Source organism: Paenibacillus sp. FSL K6-3182 (assembly GCF_037976325.1).
Lineage (GTDB): Bacteria > Bacillota > Bacilli > Paenibacillales > Paenibacillaceae > Pristimantibacillus.
Window position 1 is genome coordinate 3,321,943 of record NZ_CP150265.1, and the last position, 24,281, is coordinate 3,346,223.

Annotated in this window: 28 protein-coding genes; all 28 read left to right on the plus strand. The window is 43.4% G+C overall.

The window, feature by feature from the left end; genetic code table 11:
• Nucleotides 1-27: 27 nt before the first annotated feature.
• The 28 genes from codY to MHH56_RS14520 all read left to right on the plus strand — a co-directional run bounded on the left by codY (nt 28) and on the right by MHH56_RS14520 (nt 24,266).
• Nucleotides 28-798 (plus strand): GTP-sensing pleiotropic transcriptional regulator CodY, encoded by a 771-nt coding sequence (codY, locus tag MHH56_RS14385; RefSeq protein WP_339208913.1) that lies wholly within the window; start codon nt 28-30, stop codon nt 796-798.
• A 216-nt stretch (nt 799-1,014) separates the two neighbouring features.
• The gene (gene flgB / locus MHH56_RS14390) at nt 1,015-1,428 is read left to right on the plus strand and encodes a flagellar basal body rod protein FlgB (RefSeq protein WP_339208914.1); all 414 of its coding nucleotides are present in this window, start codon (nt 1,015-1,017) and stop codon (nt 1,426-1,428) included.
• 2 nt (nt 1,429-1,430) lie between these two features.
• Entirely contained in the window at nt 1,431-1,880 is a 450-nt protein-coding gene (flgC, locus tag MHH56_RS14395) for a flagellar basal body rod protein FlgC (RefSeq protein WP_339208915.1), read from the plus strand.
• Between the two features lie 36 nt (nt 1,881-1,916).
• Nucleotides 1,917-2,225 carry a flagellar hook-basal body complex protein FliE gene (fliE, locus tag MHH56_RS14400; RefSeq protein WP_305953893.1) on the plus strand — a complete coding sequence of 103 codons (309 nt, stop codon included), beginning with the start codon at nt 1,917-1,919 and terminating at the stop codon, nt 2,223-2,225.
• Nucleotides 2,226-2,267: 42 nt separating this feature from the next.
• A complete protein-coding gene (fliF, locus tag MHH56_RS14405) occupies nt 2,268-3,839 on the plus strand; it encodes a flagellar basal-body MS-ring/collar protein FliF (RefSeq protein ID WP_339208916.1) in 1,572 nt (523 codons plus the stop codon).
• A gap of 23 nt (nt 3,840-3,862) precedes the next feature.
• Complete coding sequence (gene fliG, locus MHH56_RS14410; protein ID WP_179089844.1) at nt 3,863-4,864, plus strand: flagellar motor switch protein FliG; 1,002 nt, start codon at nt 3,863-3,865, stop codon at nt 4,862-4,864.
• Nucleotides 4,857-5,696: a FliH/SctL family protein gene (locus MHH56_RS14415; RefSeq protein ID WP_076269149.1), complete on the plus strand. Its 840-nt coding sequence runs from the start codon at nt 4,857-4,859 to the stop codon at nt 5,694-5,696. Before fliG ends, MHH56_RS14415 begins: the two co-directional genes overlap by 8 nt.
• Nucleotides 5,683-7,008 (plus strand): flagellar protein export ATPase FliI, encoded by a 1,326-nt coding sequence (fliI, locus tag MHH56_RS14420; protein ID WP_076269150.1) that lies wholly within the window; start codon nt 5,683-5,685, stop codon nt 7,006-7,008. The genes MHH56_RS14415 and fliI overlap by 14 nt, the downstream gene beginning before the upstream one ends.
• Nucleotides 7,009-7,016: 8 nt before the next feature.
• Nucleotides 7,017-7,463 carry a flagellar export protein FliJ gene (fliJ, locus tag MHH56_RS14425; protein WP_076269151.1) on the plus strand — a complete coding sequence of 149 codons (447 nt, stop codon included), beginning with the start codon at nt 7,017-7,019 and terminating at the stop codon, nt 7,461-7,463.
• A 46-nt stretch (nt 7,464-7,509) separates the two neighbouring features.
• Nucleotides 7,510-8,406 (plus strand): MgtE protein, encoded by an 897-nt coding sequence (locus tag MHH56_RS14430; RefSeq protein WP_339208918.1) that lies wholly within the window; start codon nt 7,510-7,512, stop codon nt 8,404-8,406.
• 45 nt (nt 8,407-8,451) lie between these two features.
• Nucleotides 8,452-9,822 (plus strand): flagellar hook-length control protein FliK, encoded by a 1,371-nt coding sequence (locus MHH56_RS14435; protein WP_339208919.1) that lies wholly within the window; start codon nt 8,452-8,454, stop codon nt 9,820-9,822.
• 41 nt (nt 9,823-9,863) lie between these two features.
• Nucleotides 9,864-10,397, plus strand: coding sequence for a flagellar hook capping FlgD N-terminal domain-containing protein (locus tag MHH56_RS14440; RefSeq protein ID WP_339208921.1), 534 nt, complete (start codon nt 9,864-9,866; stop codon nt 10,395-10,397).
• Nucleotides 10,397-10,774, plus strand: coding sequence for a TIGR02530 family flagellar biosynthesis protein (locus tag MHH56_RS14445; protein ID WP_339208923.1), 378 nt, complete (start codon nt 10,397-10,399; stop codon nt 10,772-10,774). Before MHH56_RS14440 ends, MHH56_RS14445 begins: the two co-directional genes overlap by 1 nt.
• A 116-nt stretch (nt 10,775-10,890) precedes the next feature.
• Nucleotides 10,891-11,709, plus strand: coding sequence for a flagellar basal body rod protein FlgG (flgG, locus tag MHH56_RS14450; protein WP_076269155.1), 819 nt, complete (start codon nt 10,891-10,893; stop codon nt 11,707-11,709).
• 56 nt (nt 11,710-11,765) lie between these two features.
• The gene (locus tag MHH56_RS14455; protein ID WP_054028981.1) at nt 11,766-11,993 is read left to right on the plus strand and encodes a flagellar FlbD family protein; all 228 of its coding nucleotides are present in this window, start codon (nt 11,766-11,768) and stop codon (nt 11,991-11,993) included.
• Nucleotides 11,990-12,454 carry a flagellar basal body-associated FliL family protein gene (locus tag MHH56_RS14460; protein WP_076269156.1) on the plus strand — a complete coding sequence of 155 codons (465 nt, stop codon included), beginning with the start codon at nt 11,990-11,992 and terminating at the stop codon, nt 12,452-12,454. The genes MHH56_RS14455 and MHH56_RS14460 overlap by 4 nt, the downstream gene beginning before the upstream one ends.
• A gap of 37 nt (nt 12,455-12,491) precedes the next feature.
• A complete protein-coding gene (gene fliM / locus MHH56_RS14465; RefSeq protein ID WP_054028979.1) occupies nt 12,492-13,493 on the plus strand; it encodes a flagellar motor switch protein FliM in 1,002 nt (333 codons plus the stop codon).
• Entirely contained in the window at nt 13,483-14,748 is a 1,266-nt protein-coding gene (gene fliY / locus MHH56_RS14470; protein WP_339208924.1) for a flagellar motor switch phosphatase FliY, read from the plus strand. Before fliM ends, fliY begins: the two co-directional genes overlap by 11 nt.
• 20 nt (nt 14,749-14,768) lie before the next feature.
• A complete protein-coding gene (locus tag MHH56_RS14475) occupies nt 14,769-15,131 on the plus strand; it encodes a response regulator (RefSeq protein ID WP_076269158.1) in 363 nt (120 codons plus the stop codon).
• A 57-nt stretch (nt 15,132-15,188) separates the two neighbouring features.
• Complete coding sequence (locus MHH56_RS14480) at nt 15,189-15,788, plus strand: flagellar biosynthetic protein FliO (RefSeq protein ID WP_339208925.1); 600 nt, start codon at nt 15,189-15,191, stop codon at nt 15,786-15,788.
• The gene (fliP, locus tag MHH56_RS14485; protein WP_339209596.1) at nt 15,778-16,533 is read left to right on the plus strand and encodes a flagellar type III secretion system pore protein FliP; all 756 of its coding nucleotides are present in this window, start codon (nt 15,778-15,780) and stop codon (nt 16,531-16,533) included. Before MHH56_RS14480 ends, fliP begins: the two co-directional genes overlap by 11 nt.
• 22 nt (nt 16,534-16,555) lie before the next feature.
• Nucleotides 16,556-16,825, plus strand: coding sequence for a flagellar biosynthesis protein FliQ (gene fliQ, locus MHH56_RS14490; protein WP_054028974.1), 270 nt, complete (start codon nt 16,556-16,558; stop codon nt 16,823-16,825).
• 11 nt (nt 16,826-16,836) lie between these two features.
• Entirely contained in the window at nt 16,837-17,634 is a 798-nt protein-coding gene (gene fliR / locus MHH56_RS14495) for a flagellar biosynthetic protein FliR (RefSeq protein WP_339208927.1), read from the plus strand.
• A 13-nt stretch (nt 17,635-17,647) separates the two neighbouring features.
• Entirely contained in the window at nt 17,648-18,742 is a 1,095-nt protein-coding gene (gene flhB, locus MHH56_RS14500) for a flagellar biosynthesis protein FlhB (RefSeq protein ID WP_076269161.1), read from the plus strand.
• 22 nt (nt 18,743-18,764) lie between these two features.
• Nucleotides 18,765-20,795, plus strand: coding sequence for a flagellar biosynthesis protein FlhA (gene flhA / locus MHH56_RS14505; RefSeq protein WP_339208929.1), 2,031 nt, complete (start codon nt 18,765-18,767; stop codon nt 20,793-20,795).
• Entirely contained in the window at nt 20,792-22,012 is a 1,221-nt protein-coding gene (gene flhF / locus MHH56_RS14510) for a flagellar biosynthesis protein FlhF (protein WP_339208930.1), read from the plus strand. Before flhA ends, flhF begins: the two co-directional genes overlap by 4 nt.
• Complete coding sequence (locus tag MHH56_RS14515) at nt 22,009-22,878, plus strand: MinD/ParA family protein (protein ID WP_339208931.1); 870 nt, start codon at nt 22,009-22,011, stop codon at nt 22,876-22,878. Before flhF ends, MHH56_RS14515 begins: the two co-directional genes overlap by 4 nt.
• 26 nt (nt 22,879-22,904) lie before the next feature.
• On the plus strand, nt 22,905-24,266 hold the full coding sequence (locus tag MHH56_RS14520; RefSeq protein WP_339208933.1) for a chemotaxis response regulator protein-glutamate methylesterase: 1,362 nt from the start codon (nt 22,905-22,907) through the stop codon (nt 24,264-24,266).
• Nucleotides 24,267-24,281 lie beyond the last annotated feature (15 nt).

Genomic DNA, 24,281 nt, shown 5'->3' on the forward strand with positions numbered 1-24,281 from the left:
TTGTTATGAGTTTTGGGAGGCATTAGAATGACTTTACTAACAAAGACTAGAACGCTGAACCGGTTGTTGCAACGCGCAGCTGGCAAAGCGCTGAGTTTCAGGGAAATGGCAGAAGTACTTTGTACAACGATTCAAACCAATGTGTTTGTCGTCAGCCGGAGAGGTAAAATACTTGGCTGCTCCGCAGTAGATGCGTTTGATCACGATTTCATGCGAACGTTATCAGCTGATGAGCTTCGTTTCCCGCAAGAGAGCAACGTTCGGTTTCTTGATATGCAGGAATCGATGACGAATGTGAAGCCAGATTTGGGAATTTATGAAACTTTTCCGCGGTTAGGCGATCAAGAAATTATGACGGTTGTACCTATTATTGGCGGAGGAGATCGTCTAGGTACGTTGGTCCTGACCCGTTTGTCTGGTACTTTCGATGACGATGACCTTATTTTAGCTGAATATGGTTCAACGATTGTTGGCATGGAGATTTTACGGGAGCGCGCGGATGAGATTGAGCAAGAGGTTCGCAGTCGTGCAGTCGTTGCCGTTGCGGTCGGTTCGTTGTCATTTAGTGAATTAGAAGCAGTCGAGCATATTTTCGAGGAGCTCGATGGCAAGGAAGGTTTGCTTGTCGCATCGAAGATTGCTGACCGGGTAGGAATAACTCGTTCAGTTATTGTAAATGCGCTTAGGAAGCTGGAGAGCGCTGGTGTCATAGAAACAAGGTCATTAGGCATGAAAGGCACATACATTAAAATATTAAATCACCAATTATTGCAAGAATTAGATAAGATGAAGCGATAATTATAGGACGTTTAGACCATTTTTGCCCTATCTGATTTTAAAGATAGGGCTTTTTTCTTATTGTAATAATTTAGGAAATTGTTGAATATTATCATGTCGGCAAAAATCGACACATGTATCTCATTTTTTTAATATTTACTGTCGAACAAAGAAGGAATGAGCAGTAATCTGTTGAATACGTTAAGAAGATCCCCTATGTGAAAGTGGTGAAACTACGTGAATTTGTTGAATGGCGCAGCATTTGGAAGAATGGAAGGTGCGCTTCAAGCAGCTGAAATGCGGCAGCGCGTCATTTCTAACAATGTGGCAAACGGTGATACGCCGCATTTCAAACGGTCAGAGGTTTTGTTTGAGGAATTATTAGAGCAATCCATGGGAAATACGCAAGGGCAATTGATCGGCAAACGAACGAATCAAAAGCATATTGCTATTGGAGCAGGTTCTTCTAATGTACCTATACCCAAACTTATTACCGATGAAACAACTTCGATGAACAACAATGAAAATAATGTTGATGTCGATCGTGAGATGTCTTTGCTAGCTAAAAACCAATTAAGCTACAACTTTTATGTCCAACAGATTAATCATGAGGTAAGAATGATGCGCACAGCGATTGAAGGGAGAGCTTAACGATGAAATTGTCCACAGGGTTTGATATCAGCGCTTCGGCTCTATCAGCACAAAGACTGCGGATGGATGTAATTTCTTCTAATATAGCGAATGCTGAAACGACGAGAGGCAGTTTTGTAAATGGACAATTCCAGCCGTACAAGCGAAAGATGGTTGTCATTGAACCTCTGCAGCAGTCCTTCTCAAATGTGCTTTCTCAGCAAATGAATGAAAACTCCACTGCTCAAGGAGTTAAAGTTACGAGAATTAAAGAGGATCAATCGCCAAACAAGCTCATTTATAATCCAACGCATCCTGATGCTGATGCAAACGGCTATGTAAATATGCCGAATGTGGATGTAACGAAGGAAATGGTAGATATGATTGCAGCTACAAGATCTTACGAAGCAAACGTAACCGCGCTAAACGCTACCAAATCAATGTTTATTAAGGCACTAGAAATCGGAAAGTAATTGATTAACAATTCCATATGAAGTATTGGGGGAGTAATGATGATACAAGCGATGTCGCTTAGCCCGGTTCAGCCAACCAAACTCATTGAAACTAAATCGGTTCAAGAAGCGACTCCGGCCCAATTGACGCAATCATTTGGTCAATATTTAGAAACGGCAATTAATAATGTAAGCGATCAGGAAAAGAACGTTCATAAGCTTAACGACAAATACTTAATAGGTCAGGTTGACGTTTCAAAGGTTTTAATTGCTTCTGAGCAGGCGCAACTAAGTTTGCAGCTTACCTCACAAGTCCGCAACAAAATGGTCGAGGCATATCAAGAAATGATGCGGATGCAAATTTAACCATCATGAAGACCTAGCATAGTATTTGGGTGAGGTGAAAATGTGAACGAGAGAATCGCCCAGTTTCGAGGTAGGCTTACACAATTATGGAGCCAGACGGGCAGAAAACAAAAAATTTGGTTGGGGGCATCTATTAGTGGACTATTGTTAGCAATTATTTTGTTAACGATTGTATTTACGAGAACGGAATACGAAATTGCTTTTCAAGGTTTGGATACAACAGACGCAGCTGCTATCATGACTTACTTAGACGGAAGCGGAATACCTTACCAGCTCAGCAACAATGGGAAAAGCATTTCAGTACCGAGCACAGATGCAGCACGAATAAAAGTAGATGTAGGTTCTCAAGGTTTAGTTCAAAACGGTTCCATTGGTTTTGAAGCATTTAATGCAAGCTCAAGCCAGTTTGGTACAACCGAAAATGAATTCAATGTTAAATATTTGAATGCTTTGAACGGTGAGGTTCAACAGTTGCTGAATGCGATGCAAGGTGTGGACAGTTCGAAGGTTTTGGTTAACTTGCCAAAAGAAAGTGTATTTCTTTCTGCAGAAGACGCGGAGCAAGCATCAGCATCGATTATGATGAAATTCGTGTCCGGCTATCGTCCAAGTCAGAAGGAAATCGACGGCTACTACAACCTAGTGAAAACAGCGGTTCCGGATTTGGCAATAAAGGATATTACGATCTCAAGTCCTCAAGGTGAATTAATTTATTCTGATGTTGCTGGCGGAATAGCTAATAATTCAGATGCGGTTGAGTCCCAATTCGTCATTCAGCGCAAATATGAGGCTGAGCTCAAGAAAAATATTCAGCAGTTTCTAGGAACGATCGTTGGAGCTGATAATTTAGTCGTTCAAGTTTCTAGCAGCATGAATTTCGATAAGAAGACATCGCAGGAATCTGTTGTGAAGCCGCTAGAGAATAACAACAATAACGGCATTATCATTAGTGAACAGCTGAATAACAGTACTTCGACTGGCAATTCGGGAGACGCTGGCGGTGTTGCAGGAACCGGAGAGACTGACGTACCGGGCTACGAAGCGGCTGCGACGGGCAACAATTCTTCAGAATCGAACTCGACTATTCGGAATTATGATGTGACGCGAATCAACAACAACATCGAATCCGGACCTTTTGTTTTGAAAGACCTTTCTATTAGTATCGGCATTGAACAGTCACAAATGAATGATGAAGCAAGCAGAACGGCCATTATGACATATTTGACTGCATTGGTGCGCGCACAATTAGCTGATTCTGGTCAAGATGTAACCAATGACGCATTGATAGAGAAAAAAGTTGCTCTTATTGCAAGAACATTTTCTGGAAGCAGTTCTGCTAAGGACTCAAGCCTTCTATCAACACCTTGGATTATCGGAATTGGTGTTGCTGCTCTTGCTATCATTGGCGGACTAATCTTTATGTTAGCACGCAGACGCAAGAAGGTTGCCGAGGAAGAAATCGAATTGGTTGCTCCAGCTAAAGTGGAATATCCAACTCTTGATTTGGAAAGTGTCAACAACGACAGTCAGGCTAGGAAAAATCTTGAAACACTTGCCAAACGAAAACCGGATGAGTTTGTTAACCTTCTTCGCACATGGCTTGTGGATGAATAGAGGTGGTTCATGTGTCAAAATCAATGCAAGGATTATCTGGTCGACAGAAAGCTGCCATTTTACTTATTACGCTTGGACCTGATGTATCCTCTCAAATATTCAAGCATTTAAGAGATGAAGAAATTGAACAGCTAACACTTGAAATCGCAAATGTCCGTAAAGTGGACAGTAGTGATCGTGAAACGATTTTAAGCGAGTTCCACCAAATCTGTATGGCTCAAGAGTATATCACGCAAGGCGGCATTTCTTATGCCAAAGACATTTTGGAGAAAGCGCTTGGTGAACAAAAAGCTCTTGAAGTTATTAACCGGTTAACGGCAACGCTCCAAGTAAGACCATTTGACTTCGCTAGAAAAGCGGAGCCTACACAAATTTTGAACTTTATTCAAAATGAGAACTCGCAAACGATTGCTTTGGTATTATCGTATTTGCAATCGGAGCAGTCTTCGCACATTCTTTCATCGCTGCCGCAAGAGAAACAAGCAGAGGTTGCAAGGCGAATTGCTCTGATGGATAGCACATCGCCAGAAGTCATTTCGCAGGTAGAAAGAGTGCTTGAGCAAAAACTATCCGCAACCGTTACCCAGGATTACACGAATGCTGGCGGTATCGACTCTATCGTTCAAATATTGAATGGTGTCGATCGCGGGACGGAGCGTACGATTCTCGACGCGCTTGAAATTCAAGATCCAGAGCTTGCAGAAGAAATCAAAAAACGGATGTTCGTGTTCGAGGACATCGTCAATATCGACAATCGCTCCATTCAACGAATCATTCGCGATATCGAGAATTCCGATCTTCAGCTTGCGCTTAAAGTGGCAAGTGAAGAAGTTAGAGAAGCCATCTTCCGCAATATGTCGAAGCGTATGGCCGAAACATTCAAAGAAGAAATGGAATTTATGGGACCAGTGCGGCTTCGTGATGTTGAAGAAGCGCAAACACGCATTGTTGCTACGATTCGCAGATTAGAAGAGTCAGGTGAAATCATCATCGCCCGTGGTGGAGGAGACGATATCATTGTCTAATTTGATCAAATCTTCGAGTGTGATTACTCTTGATCAATTGAAGCAGCTTGAATGGCTGCATCAAAGGAATCTTGAAATCAATGAATCGCTGGATCAGGAAGAGGATATGGAACCCGTTCCTGATGAAGAAACGATAACTTTGCGAGATCAAATATTAAATGATGCTCAGCTATATGCAGAAGAGAGACTGCGTGATGCAGCAGAAGAAAGCGAAAAGCTTCTTGCTGAAACACAGCAGCAAATCGATGTATGGTGGCTCGAAAAACGTACGGAAGATGAATCAGCATCAGAAGCATCCAGGCAATCAGGCTATGAGCTTGGTTATGCCGAAGGAGCCGCGCAATCCGAAAAGGAAATGCGTGAGATCTGGGAGCAAAAGCTGGCTGAAGCATCGGATGTGCTAAAAACTGCATTCCAAATGAGAGAACAAATCATTCAGGAAGCAGAACCCTTTCTTGTTGAACTAAGCTGTGCGATTGCCGAAAAAATTATTGGGCAGCAGCTATCTACGGCACCTGAAATGGCAATCGAGCTCATTCGCAAATCATTGTCTAGACGCAGAGAGCAAGGAGTTATTACTCTATGTGTTGCACCTGGGCAGCTTGCATTCGTGCAAGCGGCAAGAGAAGAGCTTCATATGGCCATCGATTCACAAGCGGAATTGCAAATTTTGCCTGACTCGACGGTTAAAGACAACGGTTGTGTCATTCGCTCTTCATTTGGCAGCATAGACGCTCGAATTGACACGCAGCTTGCTGAGATCAAAAAAGAATTAATACATCTTGCTCATCATAGCGGCGAAGAACGAGGTCAAGCCTATGATAGTGAATAATCTAGATGTGCTTAAGTATATCGAGCATTTGCAGCCGCTTGATCCCGTTCGGGTCAATGGCAAAGTCACTCAGGTCATCGGCCTAACCGTGGAGTCAGAAGGACCTGATGCGAGCATAGGCGATGTTTGCTTTATTTATCCTTCCAAAGGCGCAAAGCCTATCAAGGCAGAGGTCGTTGGGTTTCGTGATAATAAAGTAATATTAATGCCTCTCGGTGATCTTCAGTCCATTAGCCCGGGCTGTGATGTTGTAGGTACAGGCAAGCCTTTGACTGTTCAAGTCGGATCAGAGCTGCTCGGTAAAGTGCTCGATGGACTTGGAAATCCGCTGGATGGTTCATTTTTGCCAAGGCGTATGCCGCATTATTCTACTTATAATGAACCAAGCAATCCGCTTAAACGTCCGCGCGTCGTTGAACCACTCGGTATCGGTGTAAGAGCGATCGATGGGCTTCTTACCGTCGGGCGTGGTCAGCGTGTTGGCATATTCGCCGGATCCGGTGTAGGGAAAAGTACACTGCTTGGCATGATTGCTCGCAATACTTCAGCTGATGTTAACGTAATTGCGTTGATCGGCGAGCGTGGTCGTGAAGTGCTCGAATTTATCGAGAAGGATCTTGGCCCAGAAGGCTTGTCCCGTTCGGTCGTTATTGTTGCAACTTCAGATCAGCCAGCACTCATTCGCATGAAGGGCGCATTAATTGCGACATCCATTGCTGAATATTTCCGTGATCGCGGTCTGGACGTTATGTTGATGATGGATTCCGTTACAAGGTATGCAATGGCTCTTCGTGAAGTAGGTCTGGCTATTGGTGAACCGCCTGCTACTAGAGGTTACACACCTTCTGTATTCGCTGCGCTGCCAAAGCTTCTGGAACGTGCAGGGACAGGGCCAACAGGCTCGATAACCGCCTTCTACACCGTTCTTGTTGATGGTGATGATATGAATGAACCTATCGCGGATGCTGTCCGCGGAATATTGGATGGTCATATCGTTTTAAGTCGTCAGCTAGCGCATAAGGGTCATTTTCCTGCCATCGATGTTTTAGCTTCTGTCAGCCGTGTTATGAAGGAAATTGTCACAGAAGAACAGCAAGATGCGGCGAATGAACTGAAAAAAATGCTAGCTACATATAAAGATTCGGAAGACCTGATCAATATAGGGGCGTACCAACGAGGATCAAATGTAGAAATTGATATGGCGCTAGAATTTATTGAACCGATTCAGAGCTACACAAAGCAAAAGACCAATGAAAAGGTGAGCTTAGAGGAAGCGCAAAGTCGTTTAATTAATGACTTCTACAGGAGTTGAATCACGAGATGGCATCGTTTCGTTATACTTTTCAAAAGGTTGTTGATTTAAAATCTAGTGAAAAAACACAGGCGGAATGGATTCTTTCATCGGCCATTGGTGCTCTAGCGGCTGAAGAATTGTCGTTAGAGCAATTGCGTGCGAAGCAGCAAGAATGGGAAAGCAAGCTGCTTGAATCTTCACAGACTGCTGTTCCTTTATCTGAGCTTCAAGTTATTCAGCAATATTTGGACTATTTGGTCACTTGCATTACAAGCAAATTGAAAGATGTGTTGCATGCACAGAAGGCGGTTGAGCAAAGCCGACTTAAGCTTTCAGACAAGATGAAAGATGAGAAAGTGTGGCTTAAAGCAAAAGATCATGCGCGTGATCGGTTCCAGTATGCGATGCAAATCAAAGAGCAGAACGAACTAGATGAGATGGCAAGCGTCCGTTTCATGATACCAACCCCATAAAGTGATGCGTGACACCGGCTAGAGGGAGTGAGTGGAATTGGCGGGTATGGATAATGAAAAGCAAGGCTATAGCACGCTAGAGAGAATTATGTTTTTGATGACACCAATTTTATTCGCAATCGTATTGCTCGGTGTTTTGTACACCTTGTTCAATATTGATTTCCGCAATAAAATGCTGGAAGCCGGAAACTCAGTTCCCTTTCTAAAAGACGTGCTTCCCGAGCCTAAGGTTGCAGGCGGGCCTGGAAATGATGATGCTTTGAAGACAGCGAATATGTCAGCAAAAATTGCAGATTTGCAAACACAGCTTACTGCAATTGAAAGCGAACTGGCAGCTGCGAATCAAACGAAAGCGACGCTTGAGCAAGAAGTAAAGGACTTGGAAAGTGATAACATCCAGCTTAAAGGTGTAAACGATGATCAATTGCTTGAGGATGAGCAGTATCAAGCGAAAATTCAAGAGCTGGCAAGCATGTTTTCCAAAATTACGCCAAGTAAAGCTGCTCCAATCTTGCAAAGTATGACTTTAGATGAAATAGTGCTCGTATTTGCAAATATGCGGCCTGACGATCGAGTGCGCATTATGGAGAAGATGAATCCTCAGACGGCAGCTGATGCAGCGATGAAGCTGAAGGATAACGTGCAGGCAAAGGATTTGCAAATTGCCGCGCTTCAAGCAAGACTTGATTCGCAGAAATCGCCAACAACGAAGCCTGCTTCCTCTGTTCTTGATCAAGAGCAATTAAGTGCAACGTTTACAGCTATGAATGCAAAGAGCGCAGCAGAGCTTCTTATCAAAATGATAGATGTGAGTCCAAGCAAAGTGCTTCGGATATTAAATGCGGTGGACAATCAAACAAGATCATCCATTATTGCAGAAATGTCTGGAATTAATGAAACGACTACAGCAAAAATTGTAGCTAAATTAATGACAGGAAGTTAATGTCTGACCTTAAGTTTTCCCTCTATTTGAAAGGAGGTGAGAAAAATGGAAATAAACATTTCACAAGTTGCTGTAGTACAACCGCAAGCACAAGGAACAACAACGGGACAAGCGAGCGGCAATACAAGCGGAGCAGCGTTTCAGAAAACGTTAGTGCAGCAAATTAATAGCGAAACCGCTGGCAGCACAAGTCAGACACAAGCTGCACCTTTAGTTGCAAACGTATCTAAGGAAGCTATGGCTTTGGTGGATGGCGCTACTGTAGCACCAACATTAACTGACCTCATGTCAATCATCGATGGTTTGCTAGCGCAATTGGATGCAACTAATGGTGAAGACGGCAAGGCTCCTCTTGAAGATGATCAGCAGCTCCAACAGTTGGAAGATGTGCTTGATCAAATGAATGCTTTACTTGCTCTGCTTGGCATTCCAGTGCCTGTTATTCAACAACCGATTGGTCAACCGACTAACGGTGAGGAAGATTCCTCTATTTCATTAGAGGGGAAAAATGCAGTAAATATCAAATCAAGCCTGCAGGATACGTTGCTGCAAATGCAAGTGATGCTGCAGCAGGGAACAACAAAATTGGTTGGACAGCAAGAGCCAACGGTTTTGGTGGCACAACAGCTTAAGGCGTTAACAGCGATTTTGGAAGGCGAGCCGGTGGATACGACTAAGACTCATACGAAATCGACCGCTTTTACACAACAACTGTTTACGGCTCAAAATGTACAGCAAGCAGACGTTAGTACGCTATTGCAACGACTGTCACAGCAAACTGCCCATCCAGTATTATTAACAACTGCAGTTCAGGGTATGGAGCAGGCAATCGCATCAGATGTATCTGACTCTTCTATTGAATTGATTCCGCAAATGCAGCTTGGAACAAACAATCCGGATACAATGCGGACGTTTACTTCTCTTGTTGCTAATGCAGCAGCAGCTACATCATTTGTTGTCGCTGATGAATTTGCCCAATCCATGACAGGTATGATCGTACAGAAATTTGATCTTACAACATTGAATGGCGTTTCAGAAGCGAAGATCATGTTATACCCTGAACATTTAGGGCAAGTAGACGTTAAAATAACGATGCAAAATGGACTTCTAACCGCGATCTTCCAAACGGATACGGCAATGGCCAAGGACATGCTGGATAATCAAATGGCTCAACTGCGGTCAGCACTTCAAGCACAAGGCCTTATGGTAGATAAGCTTGAGGTTTCGCAAGGTCAATCAGCTGCGCAGCTGTTTCAACAGCAGCATGGACAAGGAAGCAACCAGCAGCAGTCATCTAATCGTAATGCTGTGAACACTGACGATACTGTGAATGAGTCTCAATTTGAAACCGAAATGGTTCAACAAGCGACAATTCAGGGTCTTGGATTTGGCAGAGGCATCAACGTTAAAGCGTAGTAGAGTTAGTAGAGGGTTAGAGAGATCGGAGGTGATCGGAAATGGCAGATAGCGTTTCTACTCGCGTAGTTTGGCCGAATTACAGCAAAGAGAATGTACAAGCTGCAGCAAACAAAAAAAACACGGATACGCTTGGAAAAGATCAATTTCTAAGTATTCTAGTTACGCAGCTTCGCAACCAGGATCCTATGCAGCCGCTTCAGGATAAAGAGTTCATCGCTCAGATGGCGCAATTTACTTCTGTAGAGCAGCTGATGAATATGTCCACCGAGCTATCTTTAATGCGTCAAAACATTGGTTCAGCATCCAGCTTGATCGGTAAAACGATTGAATGGAATGAATATGATGATGCTGGTGCAATCAAGACCGCCAAAGGCGTAGTTGATTCCATTATTTCGAAGGATGGTCTCCTTTATGCAAGGGTAGGCGGAGCTGAGATTGCTCTTGATTATGTCAACTCTATCTCGGAAACAACGGGTGAAACACCACCGCCAGAGGATTCTACAGGGGAAGATAACGGCGTAGACAAGAATCCTTCGGATCCAGCTGGCGCTGAGGAAGGGGCTGATAAATAATGAGTGAAGGCATAAAAATCGGTCATATTTTCCCGGTTAAGTCGACACCTCTGCAGCCTAGCAAGACAGTTGCCAATCGTACAGCTCAACCATCTGAATTTCAAGAAATACTTAATGGCAAGGTTTTAAAGTTTAGTCATCATGCCGAGGTTAGAATGCAGCAGCGAGGCATTAACTTGCAACCAGAGTCATTAACCAAAATAATGAATGCGGTCGAAGAGGCTGCATCCAAAGGCGCTCAGGATTCATTAATCGTTTTCCGAGACATTGCAATGATTGTGAATGTCCCAAGCCGTACAGTTGTGACTGCAATGGATGGCGCGCAAATGCGAAGCAACGTATTTACGCAAATAGACAGCGCTATTATATTATCGTAAGGCTGGACCTATCAGGGAGCCTCAAGCTGTGGACCGATTGAAGCAGTTTATGATAGTGCTAACATTTTTTTGAAGCCCATAAGATTTTAATCCATTCCCTAGGAGGAATTACGAAAATGCTAAGATCGATGTATTCGGGCGTGTCCGGTATGCGCGGCTTCCAAACAAAGCTAGACGTTATTGGTAACAATATTGCGAACGTGAACACGGTTGGCTTTAAAGCAGGTCGCGTCATGTTCAAAGATATTTTGAGCCAAACGGTTGCGGGCGTTACCGCACCTGAGGAAGGCGTGCGCGGCGGCGTTAACGCAAAACAAATCGGACTCGGCGTGTCTATCGGCTCTATCGATACCGTACATACCGCTGGAAGCGCAATGACAACGAACCAACCGACAGACCTTCGTATTGACGGAGACGGATTTTTCGTAGTTAGAGCGAGCGAAGATTCTGAAATGCTTTTAACACGTGCGGGCAACTTTACGCTTGATTCGAATAGACAGCTTGTTACAGGTGATGGCTATTTCGTACTAAGCGTTGATCAAGAGCCTATCGTACTTGATGAGGCAATTACGGCGTTTTCAATTGGTCAAGACGGAACGATCATGGGTGTAACAGCGGATGGTACGGAAGCCGTTGCACAGCTTGGCGTAGCCAAAGTTGTAAATCCAAGTGGCCTTGAGAAACTGGGCGGCAATATGTACCGTGTTACAGCGAATGCTAATCCGGATGCTTCTATTGAGGATTTCATGACGTTCGCGACTGATCCTGAATTCGGTACAGGCGCAATCATTGCCGGTCAGCTGGAAATGTCTAACGTTGACTTAACTGCTGAATTTACAGAAATGATCGTTGCACAACGTGGTTTCCAAGCGAATTCACGTATCATTACAACTTCTGATGAAATTTTGCAAGAGGTAGTTAATCTAAAACGATAAGTAAGTCATAACGAGCGGGAGGCTTAACGCCTCCCCTAGGTGTGAGGGGGCAACTGATGATTACCGTAACGCGGTTGAACGGAACAAAGGTCACAATAAATGCTTTATTAATTGAAATGATTGAAGAATCAGCGGATACGGTGATTACACTTACGACGGGCAAGAAGCTGGTTGTAAAAGAAAAAACAACGGAACTGTTGCAGCTTAATGGGCAGTATCTTCGCACAATTGGCCTTATTGCGGCGGCCCAAAAGAGTGAGCAAACGGAGGGTCCATCGTCATGAAGAAAATGCTACCTTGGTTAATTACGATTTTGTTATCTATAACATTAATCGCCATTGTTTCAATCATCTTGTTCAAGTCGTTTTTTACTGACCCTAAGGAGCAGGCGACGGAGACAAAAACGATTGAGGTTAAAGCTTTATCGGCTGATGAGCGTGTGGCCGTAACTTCTGAATTAAAGGAATTCAGAAGAAATCTGAAAGATCGTGAATATGTCGTTATTTTGAGTTTTGCTTTCCAGCTCGACAAGAAGAAAACAAAAGAAGATTTTGATAAACTGCTTGAGATTGAAGTTCGCCCAATTATTAACCGTGTTATTGCTGATATGACAGCAGATGAGCTGCAGGGTTCTCAAGGTGAAGACGCACTTGAGTCGAAGCTTCTCAACTTAATCAATCCTATTATTCCTAAAGGTAAGTTGATTAAGGTAGAAATCACAGACTTTACACTTGCTCCACTTTAACTGACTACGCAGACATTCCTCGAAGGAGGTGAGATATTTGGTTGATGTTTTATCGCAAAATGAAATTGATGCGCTACTAGCTGCCTTGGATTCCGGTGAAATGGATGCAGAGGATTTAAAGAAGGAAGAAACGACGCGAAAAGTCAGTGTGTATAATTTCAAACGCGCCGTACGTTTTTCGAAGGATCATATTAGAAGTTTGACGCGGATTCATGAAAACTTCGCACGGTATTTGACAACCTATTTCTCAGCACAACTTCGCACATTTGTTCAAATTAATGTCGTGCAGGTCGAGCAATTGCCTTACGATGAATTTATTCGTTCGATACCAAAGATGACGATATTGAACATTTTTGAAGCGGAGCCGTTGGAAGGTCGTATGGTGCTTGAAGTTCATCCAAACGTAGCGTACGCAATGCTGGATCGAATGTTAGGCGGACAAGGCATAGCGCCATCCAAAATCAACAACTTAACTGAAATTGAAACCATTATTATGGAGAAAATTTTCAGTCGAACATTTGAAGGCTTGCAGGAAGCTTGGAAAACAGTAATCGATATTTCTCCTAGGCTGGAAGCATTGGAAACGAACCCGCAGTTCATGCAGATTGTATCGCCCAATGAAACGATCGCTCTCATTTCATTCAGCACCAAAATTGGCGATACGACGGGTATGATTAACCTTTGTATTCCGCATGTCGTTATTGAACCGATTATGTCCAGGCTGTCTGTTCATCACTGGTTTGTATCGCAGAAGAAAGCTCGCGCGCCAGAGGAAGTTGAAATATTGGAGCAGCGAGTAAATAAAGCGAAGCTTCCTATCGTAGCTGAGCTTGGCGAATCGTCGCTAACCATTCAAGAGTTTCTAGGACTGAATATTGGTGATGTTATTTCATTGAATAAATCAGTTAATGATGGTCTCAACATTAAAGTTGGAGACAAGCTTAAATTCATTGGCAGTGCAGGCTCTGTTAAGGATCGGCTAGCTGTTCAAGTAGATGAGATTGTCACTGAAGGAGTGGAAGAAGATTATGACGAGTAAAGACTATTTGTCACAAGAGGAAATTGATGCATTGCTACGTCAATCCTCCAGTGAGCCGGAACCGGAGCAGCACACTGAAGTCGGAACACAACTTTCAGACTTTTTATCCGATATGGAACAGTCTGCTCTGGGTGAGATTGGAAACATAACATTTGGCAGTGCGGCAACAGCATTGTCAACGTTGCTTGGAAAGAAAGTAGATATTACTACACCACAAGTTACTATTGTAAGAAAAGATGAGCTTGCTGACATTTTCCCTAAGCCTCATGTTGCAGTTAGCGTGCAATACGTAGACGGCTTTCAAGGCATTAATTCACTTGTCATAAAAACAAAAGATGCCCAAATCATTGCTGATTTGATGCTTGGCGGTGAAGGCACCAACATCACTGTAGAAGAGCTTAATGAAATTCACATTAGTGCAGTTCAAGAAGCGATGAATCAAATGATGGGATCATCTGCTACGTCGATGTCAACGATATTTAATCGTTTTGTCAATATTTCGCCGCCGGGCATTGACATTCTAGATGTTAATAATGGTGATGGCATGGAGCATTTGCCACCGGTAGATATGTTTATAAAAATATCATTCCGGCTTACGATTGGAGATCTCATAGATTCAACAATCATGCAGCTGCTTCCCATTCCGTTTGCGAAACAAATGGTTGATATATTAATGGGAGTGGTAGATGATCAGCCAGCTCAGCCTGCTGTTCCAGCGCCTCAACCGGCTGCAGCAGCGCCGACAGCACAACAAGCTATGGCAATGCAAGAAACGGCTGCAGCAGCCCACTTGAACGCTGTGCCGCCGCAAATGAATATGGCTTCACAGGCGCCTCAAATGCCTTCTATGCCGTATCAAACACCTGCAGCTGGCTACGACATGTCGATGCAGCCGCCGGGGCCTCATACATATGGTCATGCAGCTAGTCGAAATGTTAATGTACAGCCTGTGCAATTTGCTAATTTTGGCAATGCGCCAATTATTCAGCCAGATGAGACAAACCTCAATTTACTTCTCGACATACCGCTTAAGGTCACGGTAGAATTAGGAAGGACCCAAAAGCAGATAAAAGATATTTTGGAGCTGTCGCAAGGTTCTATTATTGAGCTGGACAAGCTAGCTGGCGAACCAGTCGACATCCTAGTGAATAACAAGCTGATCGCAAAAGGCGAGGTTGTTGTCATAGATGAAAACTTTGGTGTTCGTGTAACGGATATCGTAAGCCAATGGGACCGCATTCAAAAATTACAATAGCATCCTAGGAGGATAAAAAGATGGCAAACCGCATTCTTATCGTAGACGACGCAGCTTTCATGCGCATGATGATTCGTGACATTTTATCAAAGAACGGCTACGAAGTCGTCGGTGAAGCCCAAGACGGCGCACAAGCAGTTGAGAAGTACAAGGAATTGAAACCAGATTTGACAACAATGGATATTACGATGCCTGAGATGGACGGAATCTCCGCTCTGAAAGAAATTAAAAAAATTGATAGCAATGCTAAAGTAATTATGTGTTCAGCAATGGGTCAGCAAGCAATGGTAATTGATGCGATTCAAGCAGGCGCAAAGGACTTCATCGTCAAACCGTTCCAAGCTGATCGTGTAATTGAAGCGATCAAGAAAACACTCGGATAACGGTTAGACATTATGTTTAACATAGCTTCGCGCATTTCAATGGTGTCTGCTCTTGGGATGGCGATTTGGCCACAATTTGCGGCTGCTGCGGCACAAGGCGGCAGCAGCGCAAACGATGAAGGACAAATGATGTTTACCGGAACAAATGATCTAGCGGGAAACATGATTTGGGTTATCGTATCGCTTGCCATCGTTATCGTATTAATTATTTTAGTCATTAAATGGTTGTCGCAGCGCAATCGCATGTGGGGAACGAATCGATCGCTTCGTTCACTCGGCGGTATTGCGCTAGGACAGAATAACTCGTTACAGGTCGTCGAGATTGCAGGTCGGATTTATATCGTTGGCGTCGGCGAGAACATAACTCTAATTGACAAGCTAGATGATCCTGAGCAAGCAAGTGCTGTTATTTCAGCGCTGGAGCGTCAACAGGAATCGGCTCGGTCAAAGGATTTAGTCTCACAAATACTTAAGAAGTTCAAAGATCGCAACAATCCGAATGGCTCTGATCCTACGAACGAGCAGTGGAACAAGACGTCTTCCTTTCAGGATTTGTTGCAAAGTAAGCTTAGTCAGCAAGCTGACCGCAAGCAGCAATTGGAATCGTTATTGCATGAATCTAAATCAAATGAACGGTTGATGGATGATGAAAAATAAGTGGTGGATATCAATCGTTGTTGTTCAATTGCTTGCGATGTTATTACATAATCAAGCATTTGCCGAGCCGTTACCCGACGTATCCATCAATATTGGCAACGGAAGCGGTGACACGCCCGATACTAGCGCATTATCCATTCTTCTATTAATTACAGTACTAAGTATCGCACCAGCGATTATGGTGCTAATGACAAGCTTTACTAGGATCGTTATCGTTCTGGGCTTTGTAAGAACATCGCTTGGAACACAGCAAATGCCACCCAATCAAGTGTTGATTGGACTGGCAATGTTCCTAACCTTCTTTATCATGGCTCCAACGTTCTCACAAGTAAATGATGTTGCATTGCAGCCTTATTTAAAAGGTCAAATCTCTCAAACAGAAGCCTTTAAAGAAGCCTCAATCCCGATGAAAGAGTTTATGTTCTCTCATACAAGGGAAAAGGACTTAATGCTTTTTATGAATTATACGAAAACAGAGAAGCCAGCTTCAGTTGAAGACATTCCGATCACAGTAATAATACCTGCATATGCCATAAGCGAGCTGAAAACAGCTTTTATAATGGGGTTTATGATATTCATTCCGTTTCTAGTCATCGATATGATTGTCGCAAGCACATTGATGGCAATGGGGATGATGATGCTGCCTCCTGTTATGATTTCCTTGCCGTTTAAGATACTGCTATTTGTATTAGTAGATGGATGGTATTTGATCGTAAAATCTTTGTTATTAAGTTTCAACACGTGATACTAGCAGGGAGGGACTTTTGATGAGTACTGATTTCATAATCGGGTTGGCCAGCCAGGCCGTATTCGTTGTTTTGAAAGCCAGTGCACCAATGCTCGTTCTTGCTTTGGTCGTAGGGTTACTAGTCAGCATATTTCAAGCAACAACACAGATTCAGGAGCAGACGCTGGCATTTGTTCCGAAAATTGTAGCGGTTTTCGTGTCCATCATCATTTTTGGCCCATGGATTCTAAATACGGTTATCGACTTCACTTACAATCTGCTGAACAATCTTCATAATTACATCGGTTAGGTTGTGAGTGTATGAACGCGATCGTACAGGGTTTCCCTATTTTTTTGTTAATCTTTTGTCGAATAACTGCGTTTTTCGTCGTAGCGCCTGTTTTTTCGTCGCGAGGCGTGCCGAATGTTTTCAAAATTGGGCTCGGATTTTTTATCTCGTTTATCGTTTTCTTAACGTACGGCGTGAAGCAGACGATGGTTCCGGACGCTGAATATATTTTGGTTCTGGTTCGAGAAATATTGGTCGGCGTACTGCTTGGGTATGTAGTCTACTTGTTCTTCACGGTCGTTCAGACCGCGGGAGCCTTAATGGATATGCAGGTTGGTTTTGCAATGGCAAATATCGTAGATCCCCATACAGGTACGTCAGCCCCATTGCTCGGAAATTTTAAATACATGATGATCTTAGTTGTTTTCTTAATGATGAACGGTCATCATTTTTTATTAACAGGCCTTATGGACAGTTATGAATGGATGCCTTTGTCCAATGATTTATTTAGCCGAATAATGAGCGGCAGCATTACTGATTTTTTAACAAGAACATTCGCAAACACGTTTTTGCTGGCCATCCAAGTGTCAGCGCCGTTAGTAGTAGCGATGTTTCTGACGGATGTTGGCTTAGGCTTCTTAACCAAAACCGCTCCTCAGTTCAATGTTTTTGTAATCGGGATACCTCTAAAGCTAATTATAGGCATGATTTTGCTAGTGTTGTTAATGCCAAGTCTTGCTGGCATATTCGAAAGATTGTTTTCCATCATGTTTGATGCTTTGGAGCAGTTATTCGGTATCGTGCAAGGACCGCCGCCTGACGTGAAATAGGAGGAAGCTTCCCATGCGAAATTACCGTCTAGAGCTTGATTTGCAGCTTTTCAGTCAAGAGAAGACTGAGGAAGCAACTCCGAAGAAAAAGGATGAAGCAAGAAAAAAGGGTCAAATTGCGAGATCGGCTGATTTACCGGGTTCATTAATATTAATTTTTGTTTTTATGAGCTTCATTATGATGGGCAATTATTTCAAGACACATATCATGATGCTCTTCGGCAATCTGTTTGAAGACTGGCTGTTGATGGATGTTACGACAGGCAACATTATGTCGCTATTCAATGATGTGGCAATTGAAATGCTGCTAATCTTACTGCCAATCTTTGCGGTAACCGTTCTTGTCGGTGTCCTCGGCAACGTTGTACAGTACGGTTTTTTGCTAACCGGTGATCCTCTAAAAATGAAATTAAGCAAATTGAACCCGATCAACGGCTTTAAGCAAATTTTTTCAGCTAAAACAGTAGTCGAATTTTTGAAAAGTGTTTTAAAACTGCTTATTGTAGCAGTGCTTGTATATATGACCATATCCAAAGAATGGAACCGTATATTAGTGCTTGCTAGCTTGCCAATCCAACAAATATTTAGTTTTACCGCGGGTTTAACGATAAAACTAGGTATAGAAATTGGTGTGGTGCTCGCTGTACTCGCATTAGCAGATTTTTTCTATCAGCGTTATGAGCATAACAAAAGTTTGAGAATGTCTAAGCAGGATATTAAGGATGAATACAAAAAATCTGAGGGTGACCCGATCATTAAGAGCCGCATTCGTGAGCGTCAACGCAAAATGGCCATGCAGCGTATGATGCAAGAGGTTCCTAAAGCGGATGTCATCATTACCAACCCTACACACTTCGCTATTGCATTGAAATATGATGCAACCAAAATGGAAGCGCCAAGAATCATCGCCAAAGGGATGGATCATGTAGCGCTTCGCATTAGAGAAATAGCGAAAGAAAACGGTGTTGTGACAATGGAAAATAAACCGCTTGCCAGAGCGCTTTATGAACGAGCGGAGATTGGGGATGTCATACCTCCAGATCTGTTCCAAGCTGTGGCTGAGGTGCTCGCATATGTATATAAGATGAAAGGCCGATTGAAATCATAACACTACGGGAGGTGGAGGCGTCATGAAAGCAAAGGACTTTGTAATACTATTTGGCGTAATTGGAATTGTACTCATGATGATAATCCCGATCCCAGTCCTACTACTCGATGTACTCATCATTTTAAACATTTCGATAGCATTGATGATATTACTTATTGCAATGAATACAAAGGAAGCTCTTGATTTCTCTATATTTCCGGCAATTCTACTAATCACTACCTTATTCCGACTTGCGCTTAACGTTTCTACTACTAGAAATATTTTGTCACATGCGGAAGCAGGGGAAGTCGTAGCTACGTTTGGCAGCTGGGTTGGCGGTGGAGAAATTGCAATTGGATTTATCGTCTTCCTCATTCTCGTAGTCGTGCAGTTCATCGTTATTACGAAAGGTTCTGAACGGGTAGCGGAAGTTGCAGCACGATTCACGCTCGACGCGATGCCGGGTAAACAAATGAGTATTGATGCAGATTTGAATGCTGGTTTGATTAATGAACATCAAGCGAAAGCACGTCGTTCCAAAATCGAACGTGAAGCGGACTTTTACGGGGCAATGGATGGTGCCAGCAAGTTTGTAAAGGGTGATGCAATTGCTTCCATTATCATTCTAGTCATCAACTTAGTTGGCGGATTTATCATTGGTATGGCGATTCATGGCTTGAGCTTTGGCGAGTCGCTTTCGACGTTCTCGATCCTTACGATAGGTGATGGTCTCGTCAGTCAAATACCTGCATTGCTTATTTCCACAGCTGCTGGTCTTATTGTAACTAGAGCGGCATCAGAGGGGAACTTGGCAGAGGATGTAACCGCTCAGCTATTCAAATACCCGAAGCTGCTATTTATTGCAGCTGGAACAATCGCTTTGCTAGGCCTTACACCTATCGGTCCATTAAGGACTTGGCCATTCGCTATTATGCTAGCCTTTGGCGGCTGGTATATGCAGAAAGCTATACATAAGCAACAAGAGCAAGAGGAAATGCTTGTCGAAGAACAGCAAATCGAAGAGGTTCGCAGTCCAGAGAGTGTAATTAGCCTCTTGCAGGTCGATCCGATTGAATTTGAGTTTGGTTATGGTCTTATCCCGCTTGCGGATACGCAGCAGGGAGGAGATTTGCTTGATCGAATCATCATGATACGTAGGCAATGTGCGCTGGAGCTTGGGCTCGTCGTTCCAGTCATCCGAATAAGGGATAACATTCAACTAAAGCCAAATGAGTATGTCATCAAAATTAAAGGCAACACCGTTGCTCGCGGCGATTTGCTGCTTAATCATTATTTGGCCATGAGCCCTGGATTTGAGGACGATTCGGTCGTTGGTATTGAAACAACAGAGCCAGCCTTCGGATTGCCTGCGATTTGGATTGACGAGCAAATGAAGGAACGTGCCGAACTTTCCGGCTATACAGTCGTTGACCCGCCTTCTGTCGTTGCTACGCATTTAACTGAGATTATTAAACGACACGCACATGAGCTGATTGGACGTCAAGAAACGAAGCAGCTCGTAGAAAATGTAAAAGAGTCTTATCCTGCGCTTATTGATGAACTTATACCGTCTATTCTTACTATTGGCGACGTACAAAAAGTGTTGTCGAAGCTTCTAAGAGAAAAGGTGTCTATACGAGATCTAGTTACCATCTTTGAAGCATTAGCGGATCATGGAAACTATACGAAAGACCCTGATATATTGACAGAGTATGTACGTCAGTCGCTATCAAGACAAATTACACAGCAGTTTTCATCTGGTAGCGATACGTTACGAGTGATAACAGTAGGACCGCAGCTTGAGAAAAAAATTGCTGAATCTGTGCAGCAATCGGATCAAGGCAGCTATATTGCACTAGATCCTGTTTCCACTCAACAAATTTACCAGAAGCTCAATGAGCATGTAAATCGTCAGATTCAAGCGGGCCAACAGCCTGTTGTACTCGCATCACCTACCATTCGAATGTATTTGAGACAAATTGTGGAGAGAACGATGCAGGATGTACCCGTTCTTTCTTATAGTGAACTTGAACCAAATATTGAAGTTCAGAGTGTCGGGGTGGTGAATCTATGAGAGTAAAACGATATGTCGTCAGTGCATTGCCAGAAGCGGTCTCTCTGATTCGAAGCGAGCTTGGGAAAGATGCAGTTATATTGAATACGAAGGAAATTAAAGTAGGCGGCTTTATGGGGATGTTTCGTAAGAAAAAGATGGAGGTTATCGCCGCTATCGAATCGAATCAATCGAATCCCCAAGCAAAACCTCAGCGAAACCCGGATCCTCAAGTGGATGCGGTCGTTGAGCAAATTTTGCAAACGGCGCAGCGAACAGCAACGGCTGTAATGGAACCGCCAAGCGTTCAAGCAATTTCTTCAGTACCGATTGCAGAGCCTCAGAAGGACAAAATAGAACGAGAGCAATTCATCATCGATGAGATTCGAGATTTAAGAGAATACATGTTAAAACTCTCGAAACAGCAAAACAATCTTATTTCTATGTCAGAGCACTTGATTGCACTGAGAGAACATTTGATAGAACAAGAAATGGAATTGCAATGGATCGAGCGTTTGATACAAGCTATTTCTGACAAAGAATCCGAAGGAAAAATCGTTTTTTCAAAGGAACAAATATGGGAGCATGCGGCAGAGCTGCTGCAAGAGTGGCTGCAACCCTACAGTGGCAGCAGTATCAGCAGTCATGTAAGAGTGGTTCATTTTGTTGGTCCAACCGGAGTTGGCAAGACGACGACTATTGCGAAGCTTGCAGCTGAACAAACAATCAAGCAGGGCAGAAAAGTGGGGTTCATTACTTCGGACACCTACCGAATTGCAGCTGTGGATCAGCTAAGGACCTATGCCAACATCTTGAACGTGCCGCTAGAGGTCGTTTTCTCGCAGATGGATTTGCCCCGTGCTTTCAAGCAGCTTGAAGAGCGAGAGCTCATTTATATGGATACAGCTGGGAGAAACTTCCGTAGTGAGCTTCATGTATCTGAGGTCAACAGCTTGCTTCAAACGACCGAGGCTAACGAAACGGTGCTTGTGCTTAGCATGACTGGCAAGACGAAGGATATGTCGGCAGTAGCCAATCATTTTTGCAAATACGGCGTTCGAAAAGTGTTGTTTACAAAGCTTGATGAAACTTCGGTTTACGGAGCAATATTCAATCTCATTATGAATTTTGAATTGCTTCCTACCTATATGGCGAGTGGGCAGACCGTTCCAGACGATATAGAGAAGTTTCAAGTGGATTCATACGTTAAACAGCTGCTCGGGAGCAATAGTTTATGATGGATCAAGCTGAAGCATTACGTAATTTAGTCAAGCAGCAGGAGCTTCAAGATGAAGGCCGCACGACTCGTGTAGTGACGGTAACGAGCGGTAAGGGCGGAGTTGGAAAGTCGAATTTCAGCTTGAATTTTGCATTAGCGCTCCAACGATTGGGTAAAAAAGTGCTCGTTTTTGATGCAGATATCGGAATGGCCAACATTGATGTGCTTATGGGCGTTTCGTCCACGTACAATTTGTATCATCTGCTCAAGCAGGAGAAAACAATTTGGGAAATCGTGCAGGAAGGTCCGGAAGGGCTGAACTTTATTGCAGGTGGATCTGGTTTTAGAGATTTGATGGATTTGTCTACAGAGCAGCTTGACCGTTTCGCTGATGAGATTAGCAAGCTGCATGGCAGGTATGATGTGATCTTGTTTGATACTGGCGCAGGCCTATCGAAGGAAACGGTTAAATTTATAACTGCAGCGCAAGAAACAATCGTTGTGACAACGCCTGAACCTACTTCAATTACAGATGCTTACGCCTTAATTAAAATGGTTAAAGCGATGGAGGTGGATGTTCACTTCAAATTAATTGTCAATCGAGCCGCTGATTTCCGTGAAGGAAAACAAACCGCTGATAAAATTAGCATGGTTGCACACAGGTTTCTTCAATCCGATTTGCCTCATCTTGGTATTTTGCCGGATGACCCAAATGTGTCAAAAGCTGTGAAGCGTCAAGTGCCCTTTACTGTAGCCTATCCTGGAAGCGAAGCATCCGTTGCTATTGACCGGATCGCAAAGCAATTTCTTGAAATACCACAGAATACTGCAATTAACGGCGGTGTCAAAGGATTTCTGCATAAAATGTTCAGACTCTCAAGATAATCCTTTGGAAGTGAGGAGGAAATGGAATGGTTCCTTATCGCGTACTAGTTGTAGATGATTCCGCATTTATGCGAAAGATCATTAGTGATTTAATCATTCAGGATTCACAGTTCAAGATCGTAGCAACAGCTAAAAACGGTCATGAAGCAATAGAAGCGGTTCGTGAATGGAAACCGGATGTCGTTACCTTAGATCTTGAAATGCCGTTAATGAACGGAATTGACGCATTGCAGATTATTATGAAGGATCATCCAACTCCTGTCATTATGCTCTCGGGTATAAGTGAAGACAATACAAGAGAAACGATTAAAGCACTGCAATTTGGTGCATTCGACTTCATTAGAAAACCTTCAGCAACGATCTCTAATGATATTCGACAAGTTGGAGAGGTTCTGCTTGAGAAATTGCGTATCGCAGTATTAACGAAGCGTTATCAGCCAGTAATTACGATCGCAGAGAAACAAGAAACAAAAGCAGAAGATAGCAGCTTGCCAAAAGCGAAAAAAGAAGTAGTTTCGAACAACATTTTACACCATGAGGAGCTGCCGTTTGAAGCCTTGTCTACTCCTGCTAAAGATCGGAACAAATTGCCGTTCAAGAAAACGGAAGATAAACAAGGGCAACAGCGCTCGGTTCCCCCTTTACATAATAAGCTTACAAGCAATATGCAAGATGAAGCAAAGCCTAACGATGCCAAATCTAAGATTGCACCTCGCAAATCAGTCGAAAAGGTACCGCAGGCTGAACCTAAATCTCATTTTTCTGAGCCACCTTCAACAAAAAAAACAAAGACAGTTCAGACAGCTTCTACCTTTAAACATATCGTAGCCATTGGAACTTCGACAGGCGGTCCTAGAGCTTTGCATGAGGTAATTACTTCTTTGCCAGCTGATTTCCCAGCACCGGTGCTTATTGTTCAGCATATGCCTCCCAAGTTCACCAAATCGTTAGCACAGCGGCTGGACAGCTTTAGCGAGATTCATGTCGTAGAAGCAGAGCAGGGAGAGAAAGTAGTTGCTGGCGTTGCCTATATCGCACCTGGCGGCTATCATATGGAGCTTGTCAAAGATGCTTCCAGCTACTCGATTGCGCTCACTGAACAGCCGCAGCGCAACGGACATCGTCCTTCTGTAGATGTATTGTTTGAATCCTTGGCTGAATATCGCGAACTGAAGCGTCATGCGGTCATAATGACAGGCATGGGCAGTGATGGGGCGAAGGGAATGAAGCTGTTATCCGAATGTGGAATTGAAACGACCATAGCAGAAGCAGAAGAGACCTGTGTCGTTTATGGAATGCCGAGATCGGCTGTTGAAGCTGGATGTGTGAGTAAAGTATTGCCACTGCAGCATATTGCATCGCAACTGAAGCAAGCAGTGCTGAAATAGATAGGCTAGAATGGC